Below are 14,708 nucleotides of genomic sequence, written 5' to 3'. Positions count from 1 at the left end.
CCGTCCGTTCTATACAATAGTTACCTATATTATACAACATTAACGCGGTGTCGTCTTAAACAAAATCAACATAAAAAAGCTATCGAGACTTTCTCGACAGCCTGAGGCTGGTTCAGGAACCAGCCTTTTTTTCTTATTCAGATTCGGCGTGCAACGTCGTAATTTGAGTGGCGATGTCGTTGTAGATCGCTCCCGTTGCCGATTCGGATTTATATACAGATGGTGAAAAATCCGCCTCTGCCGGATGATTATCCGGAATACCCAGTGGTATTTGCGCCAGCAGCTTTGTATGAAGAGTGTCCGCCAGCATAGCCCCACCCCCACGGCCGAAAACATAGTCCTTCTCTCCAGTAGAAGATACATAATAGGACATGTTTTCCACAACGCCAATGACCTTATGATCCGTTTGGAGCGCCATTGCTCCTGCACGGGCGGCCACAAAGGCTGCGGTTGCATGAGGAGTAGTCACAATGATTTCTTCACTCTGCGGGATCATCTGGTGTACATCAAGCGCTACATCCCCGGTTCCCGGCGGTAAATCAAGAATCATATAGTCCAGCTTGCCCCATTCCACATCGCTAAAAAACTGTCTGAGCATTCTTCCCAGCATGGGTCCTCTCCAGATCACGGGGTTGTTCTCCCTGACAAAAAAGCCCATAGACATAATCTTGATACCGAATCGCTCCACCGGTTGAATAATACCATCTTCTACGGTAGGAACGTCCTCGACCCCGATCATATCCGGTACGCTAAATCCATAAATGTCCGCATCAATCAAACCTACACGTTTGTCCTGTCTAGCCAAGGCAGCCGCTAGATTTACAGCCACCGTCGATTTTCCGACACCGCCTTTTCCGCTGGCAATGGCGATAAACCGTACGCCAGATGCCGGATTCAGCAGCTCATGTTCTTCCATACCAGCAGCATGTCCCTTGGTCAAAACCGGGTCAGCCGCTTCCTCCGCATTCTCTCCCGTCTGAATGGCGGATCTTTCATGCTCAGACGCTTCACGAATACGAATATGAATATGGTTCAGCCCCGCTTCTTCCAACGTCTGCCTGATTTCCCGCTCCAGCTCTGCCCGTGCTCCTTCCTCCGGATTCAGACTAATCGCGGTCAAGGATACACGATCCTCTTTAATAACAACATCCCGAATAAAATGAAGATCGACCAAACGATGACCTGTATGAGGCTCTCGTACCTGTTGAAGTAACTCTATAACTTGCTCTCTGGATTGCATGAATAATCAGCACCTCTGCTTCAGTGAATTTACGTAGTTGTAAACACTTACAGTATACCACTATCTGACCTCAGGTGCTGACGAGACTCCCTTTTCCCCAGCGCTATAACGCAGCACTCCCTTATAAATCGCTGCTGCCACCTGTCTCTGATAGGTTTCATCACTCAGTCGTCTGGCTTCCTCCGGATGGGACAAAAAGCCGACTTCTACGAGAGCTGATGGCATTTTGAGAGCCTTGAGTAAATATACCGTGTTCACCGTCTTGGCCACTCTGTCTGTGTTCTCCAGGTTGCGTTTAATCTCCTCCTGAATGAGGGAGGCCAAATTTTCGTTATCCGCATGATTAGGGACGTAAAAGGTTTGGGCTCCACTCCAGCGGCTCGACGGGATGCTGTTCATGTGAATACTTAAAAAGAGATCCGCTTTATGCTCCTCAATCATGCGTACACGCTGCTTCAGATCCTCCGTTTTTCTTTTAGCATAGCCCTTGGTTTCTATCTGCGCCAAATCACGGTCAGCCTCCCGGGTCATGACGACAACGGCCCCTGCTTGCTGCAAATAATCTCGCAAATAAAAGGCAATCGCCAGATTAATGTCCTTCTCAATGACGCCTTCCTTGCTGACAGCCCCCCCATCTGGTCCTCCATGTCCTGCATCTATGGCAATTACTTTACCGTTAAGTGGAAGACTCCAATGGGTCCAGGCTTTCGAAGCAGGTATCTCATATAAAGCCAGCATGATAAACAGAACGGCGAGACAGCAGCCCAGCAGTATTTTTTTCAGCGTCCGATAGCGAATCCACAGTGTAACCTCGTGTTTACGATTGTTTTTTTGCATAACAAAACGCCTCCGTCCCTATACAGATACTAATGATCTATATGGGACGAGGCGTGTAAATAGTACAACTCAGGAATGAACAAATTCTTTCATACCTTCAATCAACACTTGGGCGACTTCCGGTCGTGTAAATTCAGGTGGCGGGCAAACCCCTGAACGTAACAATTCCCGCACTTTGGTGCCTGAAAGCGTCAAATGATGTTCCTTGGGATGAGGGCAAGTTTTGCTAGAGGCCATATTTCCACATCGGGTACAATAAAAGCTGTGTTCGAAGAACAACGGGGTAATCTCCAGTTCCTCAGGTGTGAAGTTTTTGAAAATATCCTGAGCTTCGTACGTACCGTAGTAGTCTCCTACACCCGCATGGTCCCTTCCTACAATAAAATGGGTACACCCGTAGTTCTTCCGTACAATGGCATGAAAAATAGCCTCTCTCGGGCCAGCATATCGCATAGCAGCAGGAAACACGCCCAAAAAGGTACGGTCAGCCGGATAATAGTTGTCCAGCAGCACCAGATAGCTCTTCATACGCACATCTGCCGGAACGTCATCTGACTTGGTTTCACCCACGAGCGGATTCAGAAATAACGCATCGACAATCTCCATCGCGCTTTTTTGGATGTACTCATGCGCCCGGTGTACGGGATTACGTGTTTGGAATCCGACTACTGTTTTCCAGCCTTTTTCAGCAAAATGATTGCGTGTCTGCGCCGGTGTGTAATAAAACTCACCAAATTGCGCGGCTTCTGGCCGATTCAGCACCTGCACAGATCCCCCTACATAAGTAGCTGGTCGCTCCAAAAGTTTTTTAACGCCAGGATGCGCCGGATCATTTGTCTTGAATACACGTCTGGCCTCCTCTGCCTGATCAACCTGATATATACTCTCAATATCAAGTACAGCATATATGGTACCGTCCGTTTCACCCACTAAAGCGACCTGTTGACCCAATGTAAGTTCCCCGGCTATGATCTCCGTAACCGCAAGCGTAATAGGGATACTCCAGACTGTACCATCGGCAAGACGCATATCCGCTACCACCGACCGATAGTCGGCTTCGTTCATAAACCCTGTCAGCGGAGAAAATGCCCCCACTCCAATCAAATCCAGATCGGAAATAGTCCACGAGTTTACACGGATAGGAAACAATTCACGGGCGGCCTGCAAAAGTGTTTTTTGCTCTGGGCCTGTAATGATTCTATCGACAAGCGTTCCACCATGCGGAAGAATTGCAGCCATAATGCACTTCCTTTCTGTTCATAAATGAGATTGACAGCTACTTGTTTATCGTTATTGATGGAGTCCACATTCCGTTTTCTCACTGCCTGACCAGCGACCAGCACGAGGATCTTCGCCTGTAAGGACTTCACGCGTACATTGCTCACAACCGATGCTGGGATAGTTACGATCATGTAGCGGATTATACAGCACTTTATGTGTATGAATATAGTTCCACACGTCTTCTGATGTCCAACTCGCCAACGGGTTGAATTTAACGAGACCGAATTTTTCGTCATATTCTATCTTTTTTGCATTTGCACGGGTAGGAGCCTGATCTCGGCGGATCCCGGTAATCCATGCATCGTATTGCGATAAAATACGTGTTAGCGGCTCTACTTTACGTATACCACAGCATGTGTTGGGATCTGATTTCCAAAGCTCTTCTCCATGCTTGGCCGCTTGCTCTTCCGGAGTAATTAAGGGAGATACCCGCACAAAATCCATGTTGTATTTTTCCTTCATCTGATCACGCGTATCGTACGTTTCTTGAAAATGAAAGTCAGTGTCCAAATAAAAAATATCACTGGAGGGACTAATTTTTTGCAGCATATCTACAAGCACTACATCCTCCGCCCCAAAGCTACAAGCAAAGGTAAGATTCGGAAACGTATGAACAGCATACTGAATAATTTCCTCAGGCGTAGCCTCTTCCAGCTCAATTGCCTTGACTTTGATCAACTCTTCTTTCTCCAACAAGTTCATTTTCAATGCGCCTCCATATGAAGATTCATAAGTAAATTCCAGCATTCCAATACCGACTAAACTAATAAGAATAAATAAAGTATAAAACTTTCATGTGCATTGTCAATCCAAGGGATTGTGTCCTTATGCATACAATCTTTGGCCCTAAAAATGTAGAATCGTTGCCCTGCAAGCATTCTATAACCCTATCCTCCGTATCCGACCAAGTTCATTGACTTTATATAAAATATTCTTATACAATACATTTGGAAATCATCCTAAAGTTACTTGGTAACTAAAAGTAATCAGCCATAGAAAGAAGGTTCGCTTGAATGGAAGCTTTTTACGTCAACAAAGACGGTTCGCTCGCTACTCCGCTTAAAGGAAAAGATGTACTCGCCAATCCGCTTTTAAACAAGGGTGTCGCCTTTACACCGAATGAACGGAAGGAGTTGGGGCTTGAAGGTATACTGCCTCCGACGGTCCTGACCTTGGAAGAGCAGGCCGAACGTGCGTACAAGCAGTTTCTCGCTCAACCAACCACGCTGCGTAAGAATGCTTCGTTGAATGACTTGTATAATCGGAATGTGGTCTTATACTATCGTCTCCTTACGGATCACCTGAGCGAAATGCTTCCGATTGTCTATACACCAACCGTAGGTCAAGCTATTCAGGAATACAGCCATGAGTATCATCGTCCCGGTGGGGTATATCTTTCCATTAATAATGTGGACGGCATCGCACAGGCTTTTGCCAACACGCAATTGAGCGCTGACGATGTAGACTTAATCGTGGTTACTGACTCCGAAAGCATACTCGGTATCGGGGATTGGGGTGTGGGAGGCATTAACATCGCCATAGGTAAGTTAGCGGTGTATACAGCGGCAGCTGGTATTAATCCGGGGCGTGTGCTACCTATCGTTTTAGATGTTGGGACGAACAATGAAAAACTGCTACAAGACCCTCTCTACATCGGTAATCGACAACAGCGGGTGCGTGGAGAGCAGTATGACCGTTTTATTGATGCGTTTGTACAGCAAACATTGGGACAGTTCCCGAAGGCACTTCTTCATTGGGAAGATATGGGTAATGTTAATGCCCGTAATATTATGGAAAAGTACGGAGAACATATTCTCACGTTTAATGATGACATACAAGGAACGGGTGCGGTTACATTAGCAGCTGTTATTTCGGCGTTAAAGGTGACGGGAATTCCGCTGCAGAAGCAACGTATTCTTATTTTTGGCCCCGGTGCTGCAGGGATTGGAAATGCCGACCAGATTCGAGATGCTATGATGAAGCAAGGACTATCTGAGAAGGAAAGCAGCCAACGTTTTTGGACTTATGATTACCGAGGGCTGTTAACCGAGGGGATGGAGAATATATTCGATTTTCAAAAGCCCTATCTACGTTCCGAAGACGAAGTACGTTCATGGGCACGGTCCGATGACGGTAAAATTACTCTGCTTGAGGTCATTCGTCAGATTAAGCCTACTATACTGATCGGCACCTCAGGTGTCCAGGGGGCTTTCTCAGAGAAAATTATAAAAGAAATGGCTAACCACGTTGAACGGCCTATCATTATGCCTATGTCTAACCCTACAGCGCTCGCAGAGGCAATTCCAGAGGAACTGATCCGCTGGACACAAGGTAGGGCGCTTATCGCTACTGGAAGCCCCTTTGAGCCTGTCACCTATGAAGGGACGGTTTATGAGATTGGACAATCGAACAATGCATTTGTGTTCCCTGGATTGGGGCTTGGCGCGATTGCAGTACAGGCCAAGACGATCACCGAAGGCATGTTTACCGCCGCTGCAAATGCTGTGGCTGAGATGGTGGACAGCACTAAGCCGGGAAGCGCCCTTTTACCCAGTGTAAACAAGCTGAAAGAGGTATCCTTTGCTGTAGCCTTAGCCGTGGCCAAAACAGCTATACAAGACGGCACAGCCAGTGTCAAACCAGATCATATTGAGCAGTCGCTTCGTGAACTCATGTGGAAACCGAACTATCAACGTGTAACTGCGCTGAGCTAAGGCGATTGTACGGAAGTATGTTGAGTATTTACTTCGTATCATATTTAGTCACAGGTTATGAACACAACGGGATAAACTGAATTTGAAATAAACAAATACGATTGTGCATAACATAACTGCCTTTGATCACAACGTGGACAACTTCGAGTGTTCGTTGCAATCAAGGCAGTTATTTTGTATCCATATGGCTCTATAGTTCATTCCTACACTTTGCTATCTGGTTACTCGCTGGGTTGAGGATAAATCAAATATTCTAGTCAGGATAGCTGTAGCACTTATCCACATGTGGATATTTTCAAAAAATATTCATAGCAGCAAAAAAAGAACCCTTTCCATAAGGAAAAGGTTCTTCTGTATTCGAAATATTAACGTTTCGAGAACTGTGGTGCACGACGAGCGGCTTTGAGGCCGTATTTTTTACGTTCTTTCATACGTGGATCACGAGTCAAGAAGCCTGCTTTTTTCAAAGCTGGACGGAATTCTGGATCTGCTTTCAGCAGAGCACGGGAAATACCGTGGCGAATTGCGCCGGCTTGACCAGAAATACCACCACCATGAGTAATAACGAGTACGTCATAGTTAGTTACTGTTTCAGTCAGGTTCAATGGTTGTTTTACGATCAGTTTGAGTGTTTCCAAACCGAAATATTCATTAATGTCACGCTTGTTGATGACAATGCGTCCTTCACCCGGTACGAGACGAACACGAGCTACCGAATGTTTACGACGACCTGTCCCATAGTATTGTACTTGTGCCATGAAACTGTCCTCCCTTTTAATTATCCGCGAAGTTCGTAAACTTCAGGTTTTTGTGCTGCATGTGGATGCTCTGCGCCTTTGTAAGCTTTAAGTCTCAGCTTCATTTTCTCGCCTTGACGAGTTTTAGGAAGCATACCGTGAACAGCCAATTCCAGCATACGCTCAGGTTTGTTCTTAACCATGTCTTGTGCAACCGTTACTTTCAGACCACCCGGATGCAGGGAGTGACGGTAGTATTTCTTCTTCTCCATTTTCTTACCAGTCAATACGATTTTCTCCGCATTGATTACAACAACAAAATCACCTGTGTCCACATGTGGTGTAAACTGTGGCTTGTGTTTGCCGCGAATCAACGCAGCCGCTTCGCTTGCCAGACGGCCGAGCGTTTTGCCTTCGGCATCAATGATGTGCCAGTTGCGCTCAACTTCATTTGGCTTCGCCATATACGTAGTACGCATGAAAAGTTTCCTCCTTAAGTTCGTTAACAGAAATCATCATTTATCTTCGTTCGTTAAGTTGCTGCATTATTGATGGATTAGATGTTGTTTGAAAGTGATCGTCTTAATTGGGGCTGTGGGAAAGCCATTAAGAAAACACAACTTTTATATTACAGGATAACCATCAATTCTGCAAGGGTAAAATCAATGTTTTTTGATGTTTTCGTCGTACTCCACATTCCAGAGGGTTAAAGCATGTCCAACAGCCGTAGGACCGGCCTTTGAGCGATTTTTAGCCTCCAAAATGGAAGGAATATCATCCGCCGATTTTTTGCCTTCTCCCACTTCCAGCAAAGTCCCCATAATGATCCGAACCATGTGCTGCAAAAAACCGCTGCCAGTAATATACATATGAATAATTCCCTGATCATCCGAACCCGGACGTGAAAAGGAATGGTCTACCGTCATGTAGGCTTCGTAAATTGTACGGACATGGTTCGTTTTCTGGGAACGTCGGGATGCGAACGATGTATAGTCAAAAGTGCCGATCAAATGGGCCAGCCCTTCCTCCATCGCTCGTATATCCAAACTCGTCGGGTGATGTGCCTGTGTACGACGGTGAAAGATGTCCGGAAATCGGTTCGCATTAATGCTGTACCGATACGTCTTCCGCTTCGCCATACGGCGTGCATGAAAGGACAACGGCACCTCTTTCGCATCCGTAACGATGATATCACGAGGCAGCCAGGCATTGAGTGCCAGACACCAGCGCTGTATCGGGATCGGTGATTCAGTATGAAAATTGAATACCTGTCCATATGCATGTACACCTGCGTCTGTGCGGCCTGAGCCTGTGATTTTAAGACGTTCGCCCGTCAATGAGTAAATAGCATTTTCAAGATAGTCCTGAATGGTATTACCACTGGGCTGCGTCTGAAAGCCATCATAGCGGGTTCCGTCATAGTTCACCTTCATGCACAAGTTCCGCATGTCTCTCACACCTTTGCGGGGTATTCACTGGCCTTATAAGGAATAACCGTACATAACAAAGGAGAAGCCCCTCAAGGACTCCTCCAAGAGAAAAAAAGGGTTGTTCAGAATCAAGCTGATTCTGTCCACCCTTCCCTCATCTTCGCCTGTTTACGCGCGGTCAACCAGTTCCAGATATACCATTGGAGCGGCATCGCCACGACGAGGTCCCAATTTCAGGATACGAGTGTATCCACCTGGACGCTCGGTGTAACGTGTAGCCAATTCGCTAAACAGCTTTTGGATTGCATCCTGCTCACCATCCAAAGTTTCACGGCGAACGAACGCAGCCACTTGACGGCGTGCGTGCAGATCTCCTTTTTTCGCTTTGGTGATCAGTTTTTCAGCAATAGAACGAACTTCTTTCGCTTTAGCCTCAGTAGTTTGGATACGCTCGTACAAGAACAAATCGGTTACCAAATCACGAAACAAAGCTTTACGGGCACTCGAGTTACGGCCCAATTTTTGGTATGCCATGTAGTTTCCCCTCCTTCACAAAAACGTTGCTGTACTATTCTTCCGTACGAAGTCCTAAACCAAGTTCCTCGAGCTTCTCTTGTACCTCTTCCAAAGATTTGCGGCCCAGGTTGCGGACCTTCATCATATCTTCTTCAGATTTAGTAGTGAGTTCTTGTACCGTATTGATACCAGCGCGCTTAAGGCAGTTATAGGAACGGACGGAGAGATCCAGCTCTTCGATCGTCATTTCAAGAACTTTTTCTTTCTTGTCTTCTTCTTTTTCGACCATAATTTCCGCATCTTTTGCTTCGTCGGTTAGACCCACGAACAACATCACATGCTCGGTCAAAATTTTTGCTCCAAGGCTTACTGCTTCCTCAGGGCGGATACTTCCGTCAGTCCAAACCTCAAGTGTCAGCTTGTCATAATTCGTAACCTGGCCGACACGCGTATTTTCTATGCCATAGTTCACGCGTGAAATCGGAGTGTAGATGGAGTCGACGGGAATGACGCCGATCGGCTGGTCATCACGTTTATTCCGATCCTGCTTAACGTAACCGCGACCACGATTGGCGAAAATACGCATGTGAAGTCTCGAACCCGGTCCGAGCGTAGCAATGTGAAGATCCGGATTAAGAATTTCCACATCACTGTCCGCACGGATATCTCCTGCCGTTACAACTCCTTCGCCTTCCGCATCGATTTCGAGTACCTTCTCTTCATCCGAGTGGATTTTAAGCGATAAAGCTTTCAGGTTCAGTATGATCTCCGTTACGTCTTCCTTCACACCGGGAACCGTTGCAAATTCGTGCAAAACTCCATCGATCTGAACCGATGTGACTGCTGCCCCCGGTAATGAGGATAACAGAATACGGCGAAGCGAGTTTCCTAGCGTCGTACCGTACCCGCGTTCCAGCGGTTCTACTACGAATTTTCCATAGGTGCCATCATCATTGACGTCTACCGTCTCAATTTTCGGCTTTTCGATTTCTATCACTGCAATATCCCTCCTTCAAAACGTCGCTCCTATATGAAACATTCACCTTATCCATAGTCTATCATGCAGTATGCCTAAACATCCATTCTTGGCAGTTTTCGCCGGATTTATACTACACGCAGAGGAGAAATCTCATTAGACGCGACGACGTTTTGGAGGACGGCATCCGTTATGAGGTACCGGAGTTACGTCTTTAATCAGGTTAACTTCCAGTCCAGCTGCTTGCAAAGAGCGGATTGCTGCTTCGCGTCCTGCGCCTGGTCCTTTAACCATGACTTCGACAGTCTTCATGCCGTGTTCCATTGCAGCTTTAGCAGCAGTTTCTGCGGCCATTTGAGCTGCGAATGGAGTAGATTTACGGGAACCACGGAATCCCATGCCGCCTGAGCTGGCCCAAGAGATTGCGTTACCGTGTGGATCTGTGATCGTAACGATCGTGTTGTTGAACGTGGAACGGATGTGTGCCACGCCAGTCTCGATATTTTTACGGTCACGGCGTTTTGTACGTACAACTTTTTTCGGTTTAGCCATTGAATGTTATCCTCCCTTCTTATTTCTTTTTGTTCGCTACAGTCCGACGAGGACCTTTACGGGTACGAGCATTAGTTTTGGTACGTTGTCCGCGAACAGGCAATCCACGACGGTGACGAACACCACGGTAGCAGCCAATCTCAGTCAGACGTTTAATATTTAAGGAAATTTCACGACGCAGATCGCCTTCTACTTTAACTTCTTTGTCGATCGTTTCACGTAATTTGCTCACTTCATCTTCAGTCAAATCACGAACACGCGTGTTTGCACTGATGCCTGTTTCCTTCAAAATTTTCTGAGAAGTCGTTTTACCGATTCCGAAAATGTAAGTCAAGGCGATCTCAACGCGTTTGTCACGTGGCAAATCCACACCAGCTATACGAGCCATTTTACGCTACACCCCCTTCTATTAACCTTGTTTTTGTTTGTGTTTCGGATTTTCGCAAATAACCATTACATTCCCTTTACGGCGAATGACTTTGCATTTCTCGCAAATAGGTTTTACAGAAGGTCTTACCTTCATGTTGATTACCTCCTCCAAGCTTTACCCTGGTAAAACTCGCTTCGTGAACATTCACATCGTTTTGCCGAGCAAAACAAGTTTTTTTTAAATGACGTACGTTTAATTAAACCTGCATGAATTACTTGCGGTACGTAATACGGCCTTTAGTTAAATCGTAAGGCGATAACTGTACAACCACCTTGTCGCCTGTCAAAATACGGATAAAGTGCATCCGCAGTTTTCCGGAAACATGTGCAAGAATTTGATGACCGTTCTCCAGCTCTACCTTGAACGTAGCGTTCGGCAGTGGCTCGATTACCGTACCTTCAACCTCAATGACATCTTCTTTGGCCAAAGTCAGTCTCCTTTCTCTTCAGCTTGGTATTCGGACGACTCCAAGAAAGTTTTCACTGCATGACGCAGCTTTCCATTTGTCACCCGACCGCTTTCGTTTAAACTGTTTACAACCTCGCTACTAATCTTGGGCTGAGGCATCAGATGAAGAACGTTTTTCTTCTTCGACTGATCAAACTTTCGTTTGTCCCCATCCGCAATATATACAAACCTGCTGTCCGCTATAGAAACGACAACCGCAATCTGTCCGACATCTCTGCCTTTCAGAATCTTCACCAGCTGACCGATTTGCAGGTTTCCTTGCTGAATCATTCAAATCACCTACGCACTCAGTTTCGTGAAAATGTCCATGCCGTCCGTTGTGACCGCCACCGCTTGCTCGTTACGAGCACGAGAGGCCACGTTCACCGTTACGACCGTCCAGTTGTCTTCCAGCGCCCCCACATGGCGAGAACCTATATGAACCATGAGTTCAATAGCCAGCACCATGCCGGTTTTCAGCCTCGGTCCCTGTTCGGGAATACCACGGTTTGGATTCTCAATATATTGCCGAATGGCATGCGACATTGTAAACTGGCGAGTCTTCGCGATAATATCGCCTTTGTTTAACTTGCGTTTGCCGGGAAATCCGTGCACCAGTTGTTCGTTGACTGAAGCGCAAATGCTGGCAGGAAAACCGTTATAACCTTTAAAAGACGGCACAGCTCCTTGACTGCGAATATACCGATCAGCTAAATGATCAAGTTCACCGGTCGTCATACCGGGCTCGATGTGTTCCACCAAGAAATGATTCGTTTCCGTATCCACTCTCTCAGCTTTCCTCATAAAGCTTAATTCCGTCCCCGACTTGCAAATGATCATTACAGCTAACCCCGCAACAAGGACACGATATTTTTGGAAACCACATCAATATCCTGTTCTCCGTCAATATGACGCAGAAGATTCTGGTTCTCATAAAACGTGAGGAGTGGTGCTGTTTTATTACTATATTCGTCAAGTCGTGTTCTTACGCTATCCTCGTTATCGTCAGGGCGCTGATAGAGCTCCCCGCCATCTTTATCGCAAATGCCTTCAACCTTCGGAGGATTAAAGACAACATGATAGCTAGTTCCACAGATTTTGCAAACTCGCCGTCCTGTGATTCGTAGCAACAATTTGTCACGATCCACTTTCAGGTCGATGACATCATCAAGCTTCGTATCCAAACGACCCAAAATTTGATCCAAGGCTTCAGCCTGAGCCAAAGTTCTTGGAAAACCGTCCAGCAAGAAACCTTTCTTACAGTCCGGCTGTTGCAGCCGCTCTTCAACGATGCCAATCGTTACATCATCTGGAACAAGTTCACCCTTGTCGATATATTCCTTGGCTTTAATGCCAATAGGTGTTCCCTGTTTCATCGCCAGGCGAAACGCGTCACCTGTCGAGATATGAGGAATGCCGAATTCCTTCACAATGACATCTGCTTGTGTACCTTTACCAGCCCCCGGAGGGCCCATGATTAAAATATTCACAATCTGTCACTCCTCAAGACGACCCCTACACAAGAAACAGCACAAAAGGTGCCGGTAAGTATGCGAACATCCTAAGCCGGAACCTGTTGCCTATTTGTTGATGAAGCCTTTGTAATGGCGTTTGATCAGTTGGCTTTCGATCTGCTTCATCGTATCCAATGCTACACCAATAATGATGAGCAATGAAGTACCGCCAATTTGCACGGAACGAGGCAAGCCCGAAAGCGAACCGAAGAATACCGGCAATACGGATATGACTGCCAGGAACAAAGCTCCTGTCATTGTCAAACGTGACATTACTCGTGTCAGGTATTTCTCCGTGGCTTTACCCGGGCGAATTCCCGGAATATAACCGCCGTTTTTCTTCATGTTGTCGGCCATTTGCTGCGGATTCATCTGTACAAAGGTATAGAAGAATGTGAAACCGATAATCATTACGACATACAAAACCATACCCAGCGGCTTGTCATAATACAAGTAAGTGGTAATCCACTTCGCCCAAGCATGATCTGCCCAAAAACTCGCAATAATTGTCGGGAATTGCAGCAATGATACCGCAAAGATTACCGGAATAACGCCTGCCGCATTAATTTTCATCGGAATATGCGTATTCTGGCCACCGTACATTTTGTTACCAACTACACGTTTGGCGTATTGTACCGGGATTTTCCGAATACCTTGCTGGATGTAGATAACACCCACAATAATCAGAATAATCACCAAGGCAATAATAATTGCTTTCAGAATATTCATAAACAATTGATCTGCCTGAATAAACTGGGATTCTACAACCGTCCGAATATGTCTTGGAATACCTGCCGCGATCCCTGCAAAGATAACGATAGAGATACCGTTGCCGATTCCCTTTTCGGTAATTTGCTCACCTAGCCACATAAGGAACGTAGTTCCTGCTGTAAGCACAATAGCTATTACCAGATAATCTGCAAAAGTCGCTCCTGGAATCATCGCTGCACCATACAGTCGGTTAAAGCCGATCGACGTTCCGAATGCTTGAATCAAGCCCAGTATTACCGTACCATACCGTGTAAGTTGAGCCAACTTCTTTTTACCATGCTCTCCTTGTTTAGCCCATTCCGCAAGTTTCGGAATAACGTCCATTGACAGCAACTGTACAATGATGGACGCTGTAATATATGGCATAATCCCGAGGGCGAAGATCGAGAACTGATACAAAGCGCCCCCTGAGAAGGTGTTAAGGAGTCCAAACAACTCGCTTCCTGCCTGATCCTGAGAAGTAAAGACTTGCTTGTTCACGCCGGGAACCGGCACGAAGGAGCCAATACGATATACAAACAGTATAAACAGGGTAAACAGGATTCGGGTTCTAAGATCCTCAACCCGCCATATATTTTTCAGGGTCTTGAACATTAGATCACCTCGGTTTTACCGCCGGCAGCTTCAATTTTCTCTACCGCAGATTGAGAGAACTTGTTCGCTTTAACTGTCAATTTTACAGTGATTTCACCGTTACCCAGAATTTTAATTCCGGATTTCGCGTTTTTCACAATGCCATTGTTCAGCAAAAACTCAGGGCTTACTTCTGTACCCGCTGCAAAACTGTTCAAATCTTCGATATTCAAAACCGCATACTCTTTACGAGTAGGATTTACGAAACCGCGTTTAGGCAAGCGACGATACAGTGGGTTTTGACCACCCTCGAAGCCCGGACGTACACCACCGCCGGAACGAGCGTTTTGACCCTTATGACCACGACCAGAAGTTTTACCCGTACCGCTACTAGGACCACGACCCAAACGTTTACGTTCTTTGCGGGAGCCTGGAGCTGGGGAAAGCTCATGTAACTTCATCGTTCGTTGCACCTCCTTGATTATTGTTAAAATACTTTATTTCCTATGCCTCGATTTCTTTAACAGAAACCAAATGGCTTACTTGATTGATCATCCCGCGAATCGCTGGATTGTCGGGTTGAATTACTTTATGGTTGATTTTACGCAAGCCGAGCGTTTTAACAGTCGTTCTTTGAGTACCAGGACGACCGATCAACGAACGAACGAGGGTAATTTCTAATTTCGCCAT

20 protein-coding genes are annotated in these 14,708 nt (G+C 46.2%); 1 reads left to right on the top strand and 19 read right to left on the bottom strand.

Translation table 11 applies throughout. The features are described from left to right. Nucleotides 1-133: 133 nt before the first annotated feature. From E0698_RS22270 to E0698_RS22255, 4 genes are all read right to left on the bottom strand, one after another. Nucleotides 134-1,240, bottom strand: a complete 1,107-nt coding sequence (locus E0698_RS22270) for an Mrp/NBP35 family ATP-binding protein (RefSeq protein WP_192512924.1) — start codon at nt 1,238-1,240, stop codon at nt 134-136. Between the two features lie 60 nt (nt 1,241-1,300). Continuing rightward, nucleotides 1,301-2,077 (bottom strand): N-acetylmuramoyl-L-alanine amidase CwlD, encoded by a 777-nt coding sequence (gene cwlD / locus E0698_RS22265; RefSeq protein WP_192512923.1) that lies wholly within the window; start codon nt 2,075-2,077, stop codon nt 1,301-1,303. A 69-nt stretch (nt 2,078-2,146) separates the two neighbouring features. After that, entirely contained in the window at nt 2,147-3,316 is a 1,170-nt protein-coding gene (gene sat, locus E0698_RS22260; protein WP_192512922.1) for a sulfate adenylyltransferase, read from the bottom strand. 51 nt (nt 3,317-3,367) lie between these two features. Further along, nucleotides 3,368-4,060: a phosphoadenylyl-sulfate reductase gene (locus E0698_RS22255; RefSeq protein WP_192512921.1), complete on the bottom strand. Its 693-nt coding sequence runs from the start codon at nt 4,058-4,060 to the stop codon at nt 3,368-3,370. A gap of 311 nt (nt 4,061-4,371) precedes the next feature. Between E0698_RS22255 and E0698_RS22250 the strand changes: the two genes are divergently transcribed. Further along, entirely contained in the window at nt 4,372-6,072 is a 1,701-nt protein-coding gene (locus E0698_RS22250) for an NAD-dependent malic enzyme (RefSeq protein WP_192512920.1), read from the top strand. 365 nt (nt 6,073-6,437) lie between these two features. Here E0698_RS22250 and rpsI read toward each other — a convergent pair whose 3' ends face one another. From rpsI to rpmD, 15 genes are all read right to left on the bottom strand, one after another. Next, entirely contained in the window at nt 6,438-6,830 is a 393-nt protein-coding gene (gene rpsI, locus E0698_RS22245; RefSeq protein ID WP_134912326.1) for a 30S ribosomal protein S9, read from the bottom strand. A gap of 20 nt (nt 6,831-6,850) precedes the next feature. Beyond that, nucleotides 6,851-7,288: a 50S ribosomal protein L13 gene (gene rplM, locus E0698_RS22240; protein ID WP_014278298.1), complete on the bottom strand. Its 438-nt coding sequence runs from the start codon at nt 7,286-7,288 to the stop codon at nt 6,851-6,853. Between the two features lie 183 nt (nt 7,289-7,471). Next, nucleotides 7,472-8,257: a tRNA pseudouridine(38-40) synthase TruA gene (gene truA / locus E0698_RS22235; protein WP_192512919.1), complete on the bottom strand. Its 786-nt coding sequence runs from the start codon at nt 8,255-8,257 to the stop codon at nt 7,472-7,474. A gap of 150 nt (nt 8,258-8,407) precedes the next feature. Further along, entirely contained in the window at nt 8,408-8,773 is a 366-nt protein-coding gene (gene rplQ, locus E0698_RS22230) for a 50S ribosomal protein L17 (RefSeq protein ID WP_013312143.1), read from the bottom strand. A 34-nt stretch (nt 8,774-8,807) separates the two neighbouring features. Then, the gene (locus E0698_RS22225) at nt 8,808-9,752 is read right to left on the bottom strand and encodes a DNA-directed RNA polymerase subunit alpha (RefSeq protein ID WP_014278300.1); all 945 of its coding nucleotides are present in this window, start codon (nt 9,750-9,752) and stop codon (nt 8,808-8,810) included. A 135-nt stretch (nt 9,753-9,887) separates the two neighbouring features. Beyond that, nucleotides 9,888-10,283 carry a 30S ribosomal protein S11 gene (rpsK, locus tag E0698_RS22220; RefSeq protein ID WP_013312144.1) on the bottom strand — a complete coding sequence of 132 codons (396 nt, stop codon included), beginning with the start codon at nt 10,281-10,283 and terminating at the stop codon, nt 9,888-9,890. Between the two features lie 19 nt (nt 10,284-10,302). After that, complete coding sequence (rpsM, locus tag E0698_RS22215; RefSeq protein WP_007432560.1) at nt 10,303-10,671, bottom strand: 30S ribosomal protein S13; 369 nt, start codon at nt 10,669-10,671, stop codon at nt 10,303-10,305. Nucleotides 10,672-10,692: 21 nt separating this feature from the next. After that, the gene (rpmJ, locus tag E0698_RS22210; RefSeq protein ID WP_003333770.1) at nt 10,693-10,806 is read right to left on the bottom strand and encodes a 50S ribosomal protein L36; all 114 of its coding nucleotides are present in this window, start codon (nt 10,804-10,806) and stop codon (nt 10,693-10,695) included. A 118-nt stretch (nt 10,807-10,924) separates the two neighbouring features. Next, complete coding sequence (gene infA, locus E0698_RS22205) at nt 10,925-11,140, bottom strand: translation initiation factor IF-1 (protein ID WP_006212898.1); 216 nt, start codon at nt 11,138-11,140, stop codon at nt 10,925-10,927. A 2-nt stretch (nt 11,141-11,142) separates the two neighbouring features. After that, nucleotides 11,143-11,451, bottom strand: a complete 309-nt coding sequence (locus E0698_RS22200; RefSeq protein WP_134912322.1) for a KOW domain-containing RNA-binding protein — start codon at nt 11,449-11,451, stop codon at nt 11,143-11,145. A 9-nt stretch (nt 11,452-11,460) separates the two neighbouring features. Beyond that, the gene (locus tag E0698_RS22195; RefSeq protein WP_149096346.1) at nt 11,461-12,000 is read right to left on the bottom strand and encodes a M24 family metallopeptidase; all 540 of its coding nucleotides are present in this window, start codon (nt 11,998-12,000) and stop codon (nt 11,461-11,463) included. A 5-nt stretch (nt 12,001-12,005) separates the two neighbouring features. Beyond that, nucleotides 12,006-12,650, bottom strand: coding sequence for an adenylate kinase (locus E0698_RS22190; protein ID WP_149096347.1), 645 nt, complete (start codon nt 12,648-12,650; stop codon nt 12,006-12,008). Nucleotides 12,651-12,740: 90 nt separating this feature from the next. Next, nucleotides 12,741-14,039, bottom strand: coding sequence for a preprotein translocase subunit SecY (gene secY, locus E0698_RS22185; protein ID WP_025685931.1), 1,299 nt, complete (start codon nt 14,037-14,039; stop codon nt 12,741-12,743). After that, entirely contained in the window at nt 14,039-14,479 is a 441-nt protein-coding gene (gene rplO, locus E0698_RS22180) for a 50S ribosomal protein L15 (protein WP_013312149.1), read from the bottom strand. Before rplO ends, secY begins: the two co-directional genes overlap by 1 nt. 43 nt (nt 14,480-14,522) lie before the next feature. Further along, nucleotides 14,523-14,708, bottom strand: coding sequence for a 50S ribosomal protein L30 (gene rpmD, locus E0698_RS22175; RefSeq protein WP_014278305.1), 186 nt, complete (start codon nt 14,706-14,708; stop codon nt 14,523-14,525).

Origin of the sequence: Paenibacillus sp. 23TSA30-6 (assembly GCF_014858585.1) — a bacterium.
Classification (GTDB): Bacteria; Bacillota; Bacilli; order Paenibacillales; family Paenibacillaceae; genus Paenibacillus.
This window is presented reverse-complemented; position numbering and strand designations above follow the sequence as displayed.

Bases quoted from the DNA above. Each gene is read 5' to 3' on its own strand.
- rpsK (WP_013312144.1), bottom strand. From the start codon at position 10,283: ATGGCTAAACCGAAAAAAGTTGTACGTACAAAACGCCGTGACCGTAAA.
- rpmJ (WP_003333770.1), bottom strand. From the start codon at position 10,806: ATGAAGGTAAGACCTTCTGTAAAACCTATTTGCGAGAAATGCAAAGTC.
- rpsM (WP_007432560.1), bottom strand. From the start codon at position 10,671: ATGGCTCGTATAGCTGGTGTGGATTTGCCACGTGACAAACGCGTTGAG.
- E0698_RS22255 (WP_192512921.1), bottom strand. From the start codon at position 4,060: ATGAACTTGTTGGAGAAAGAAGAGTTGATCAAAGTCAAGGCAATTGAG.
- rplM (WP_014278298.1), bottom strand. From the start codon at position 7,288: ATGCGTACTACGTATATGGCGAAGCCAAATGAAGTTGAGCGCAACTGG.
- rplO (WP_013312149.1), bottom strand. From the start codon at position 14,479: ATGAAGTTACATGAGCTTTCCCCAGCTCCAGGCTCCCGCAAAGAACGT.
- E0698_RS22200 (WP_134912322.1), bottom strand. From the start codon at position 11,451: ATGATTCAGCAAGGAAACCTGCAAATCGGTCAGCTGGTGAAGATTCTG.
- cwlD (WP_192512923.1), bottom strand. From the start codon at position 2,077: ATGCAAAAAAACAATCGTAAACACGAGGTTACACTGTGGATTCGCTAT.
- rpmD (WP_014278305.1), bottom strand. From the start codon at position 14,708: ATGGCGAAATTAGAAATTACCCTCGTTCGTTCGTTGATCGGTCGTCCT.
- secY (WP_025685931.1), bottom strand. From the start codon at position 14,039: ATGTTCAAGACCCTGAAAAATATATGGCGGGTTGAGGATCTTAGAACC.
- truA (WP_192512919.1), bottom strand. From the start codon at position 8,257: ATGCGGAACTTGTGCATGAAGGTGAACTATGACGGAACCCGCTATGAT.
- sat (WP_192512922.1), bottom strand. From the start codon at position 3,316: ATGGCTGCAATTCTTCCGCATGGTGGAACGCTTGTCGATAGAATCATT.
- rplQ (WP_013312143.1), bottom strand. From the start codon at position 8,773: ATGGCATACCAAAAATTGGGCCGTAACTCGAGTGCCCGTAAAGCTTTG.
- E0698_RS22250 (WP_192512920.1), top strand. From the start codon at position 4,372: ATGGAAGCTTTTTACGTCAACAAAGACGGTTCGCTCGCTACTCCGCTT.
- E0698_RS22195 (WP_149096346.1), bottom strand. From the start codon at position 12,000: ATGATCATTTGCAAGTCGGGGACGGAATTAAGCTTTATGAGGAAAGCT.
- rpsI (WP_134912326.1), bottom strand. From the start codon at position 6,830: ATGGCACAAGTACAATACTATGGGACAGGTCGTCGTAAACATTCGGTA.
- E0698_RS22270 (WP_192512924.1), bottom strand. From the start codon at position 1,240: ATGCAATCCAGAGAGCAAGTTATAGAGTTACTTCAACAGGTACGAGAG.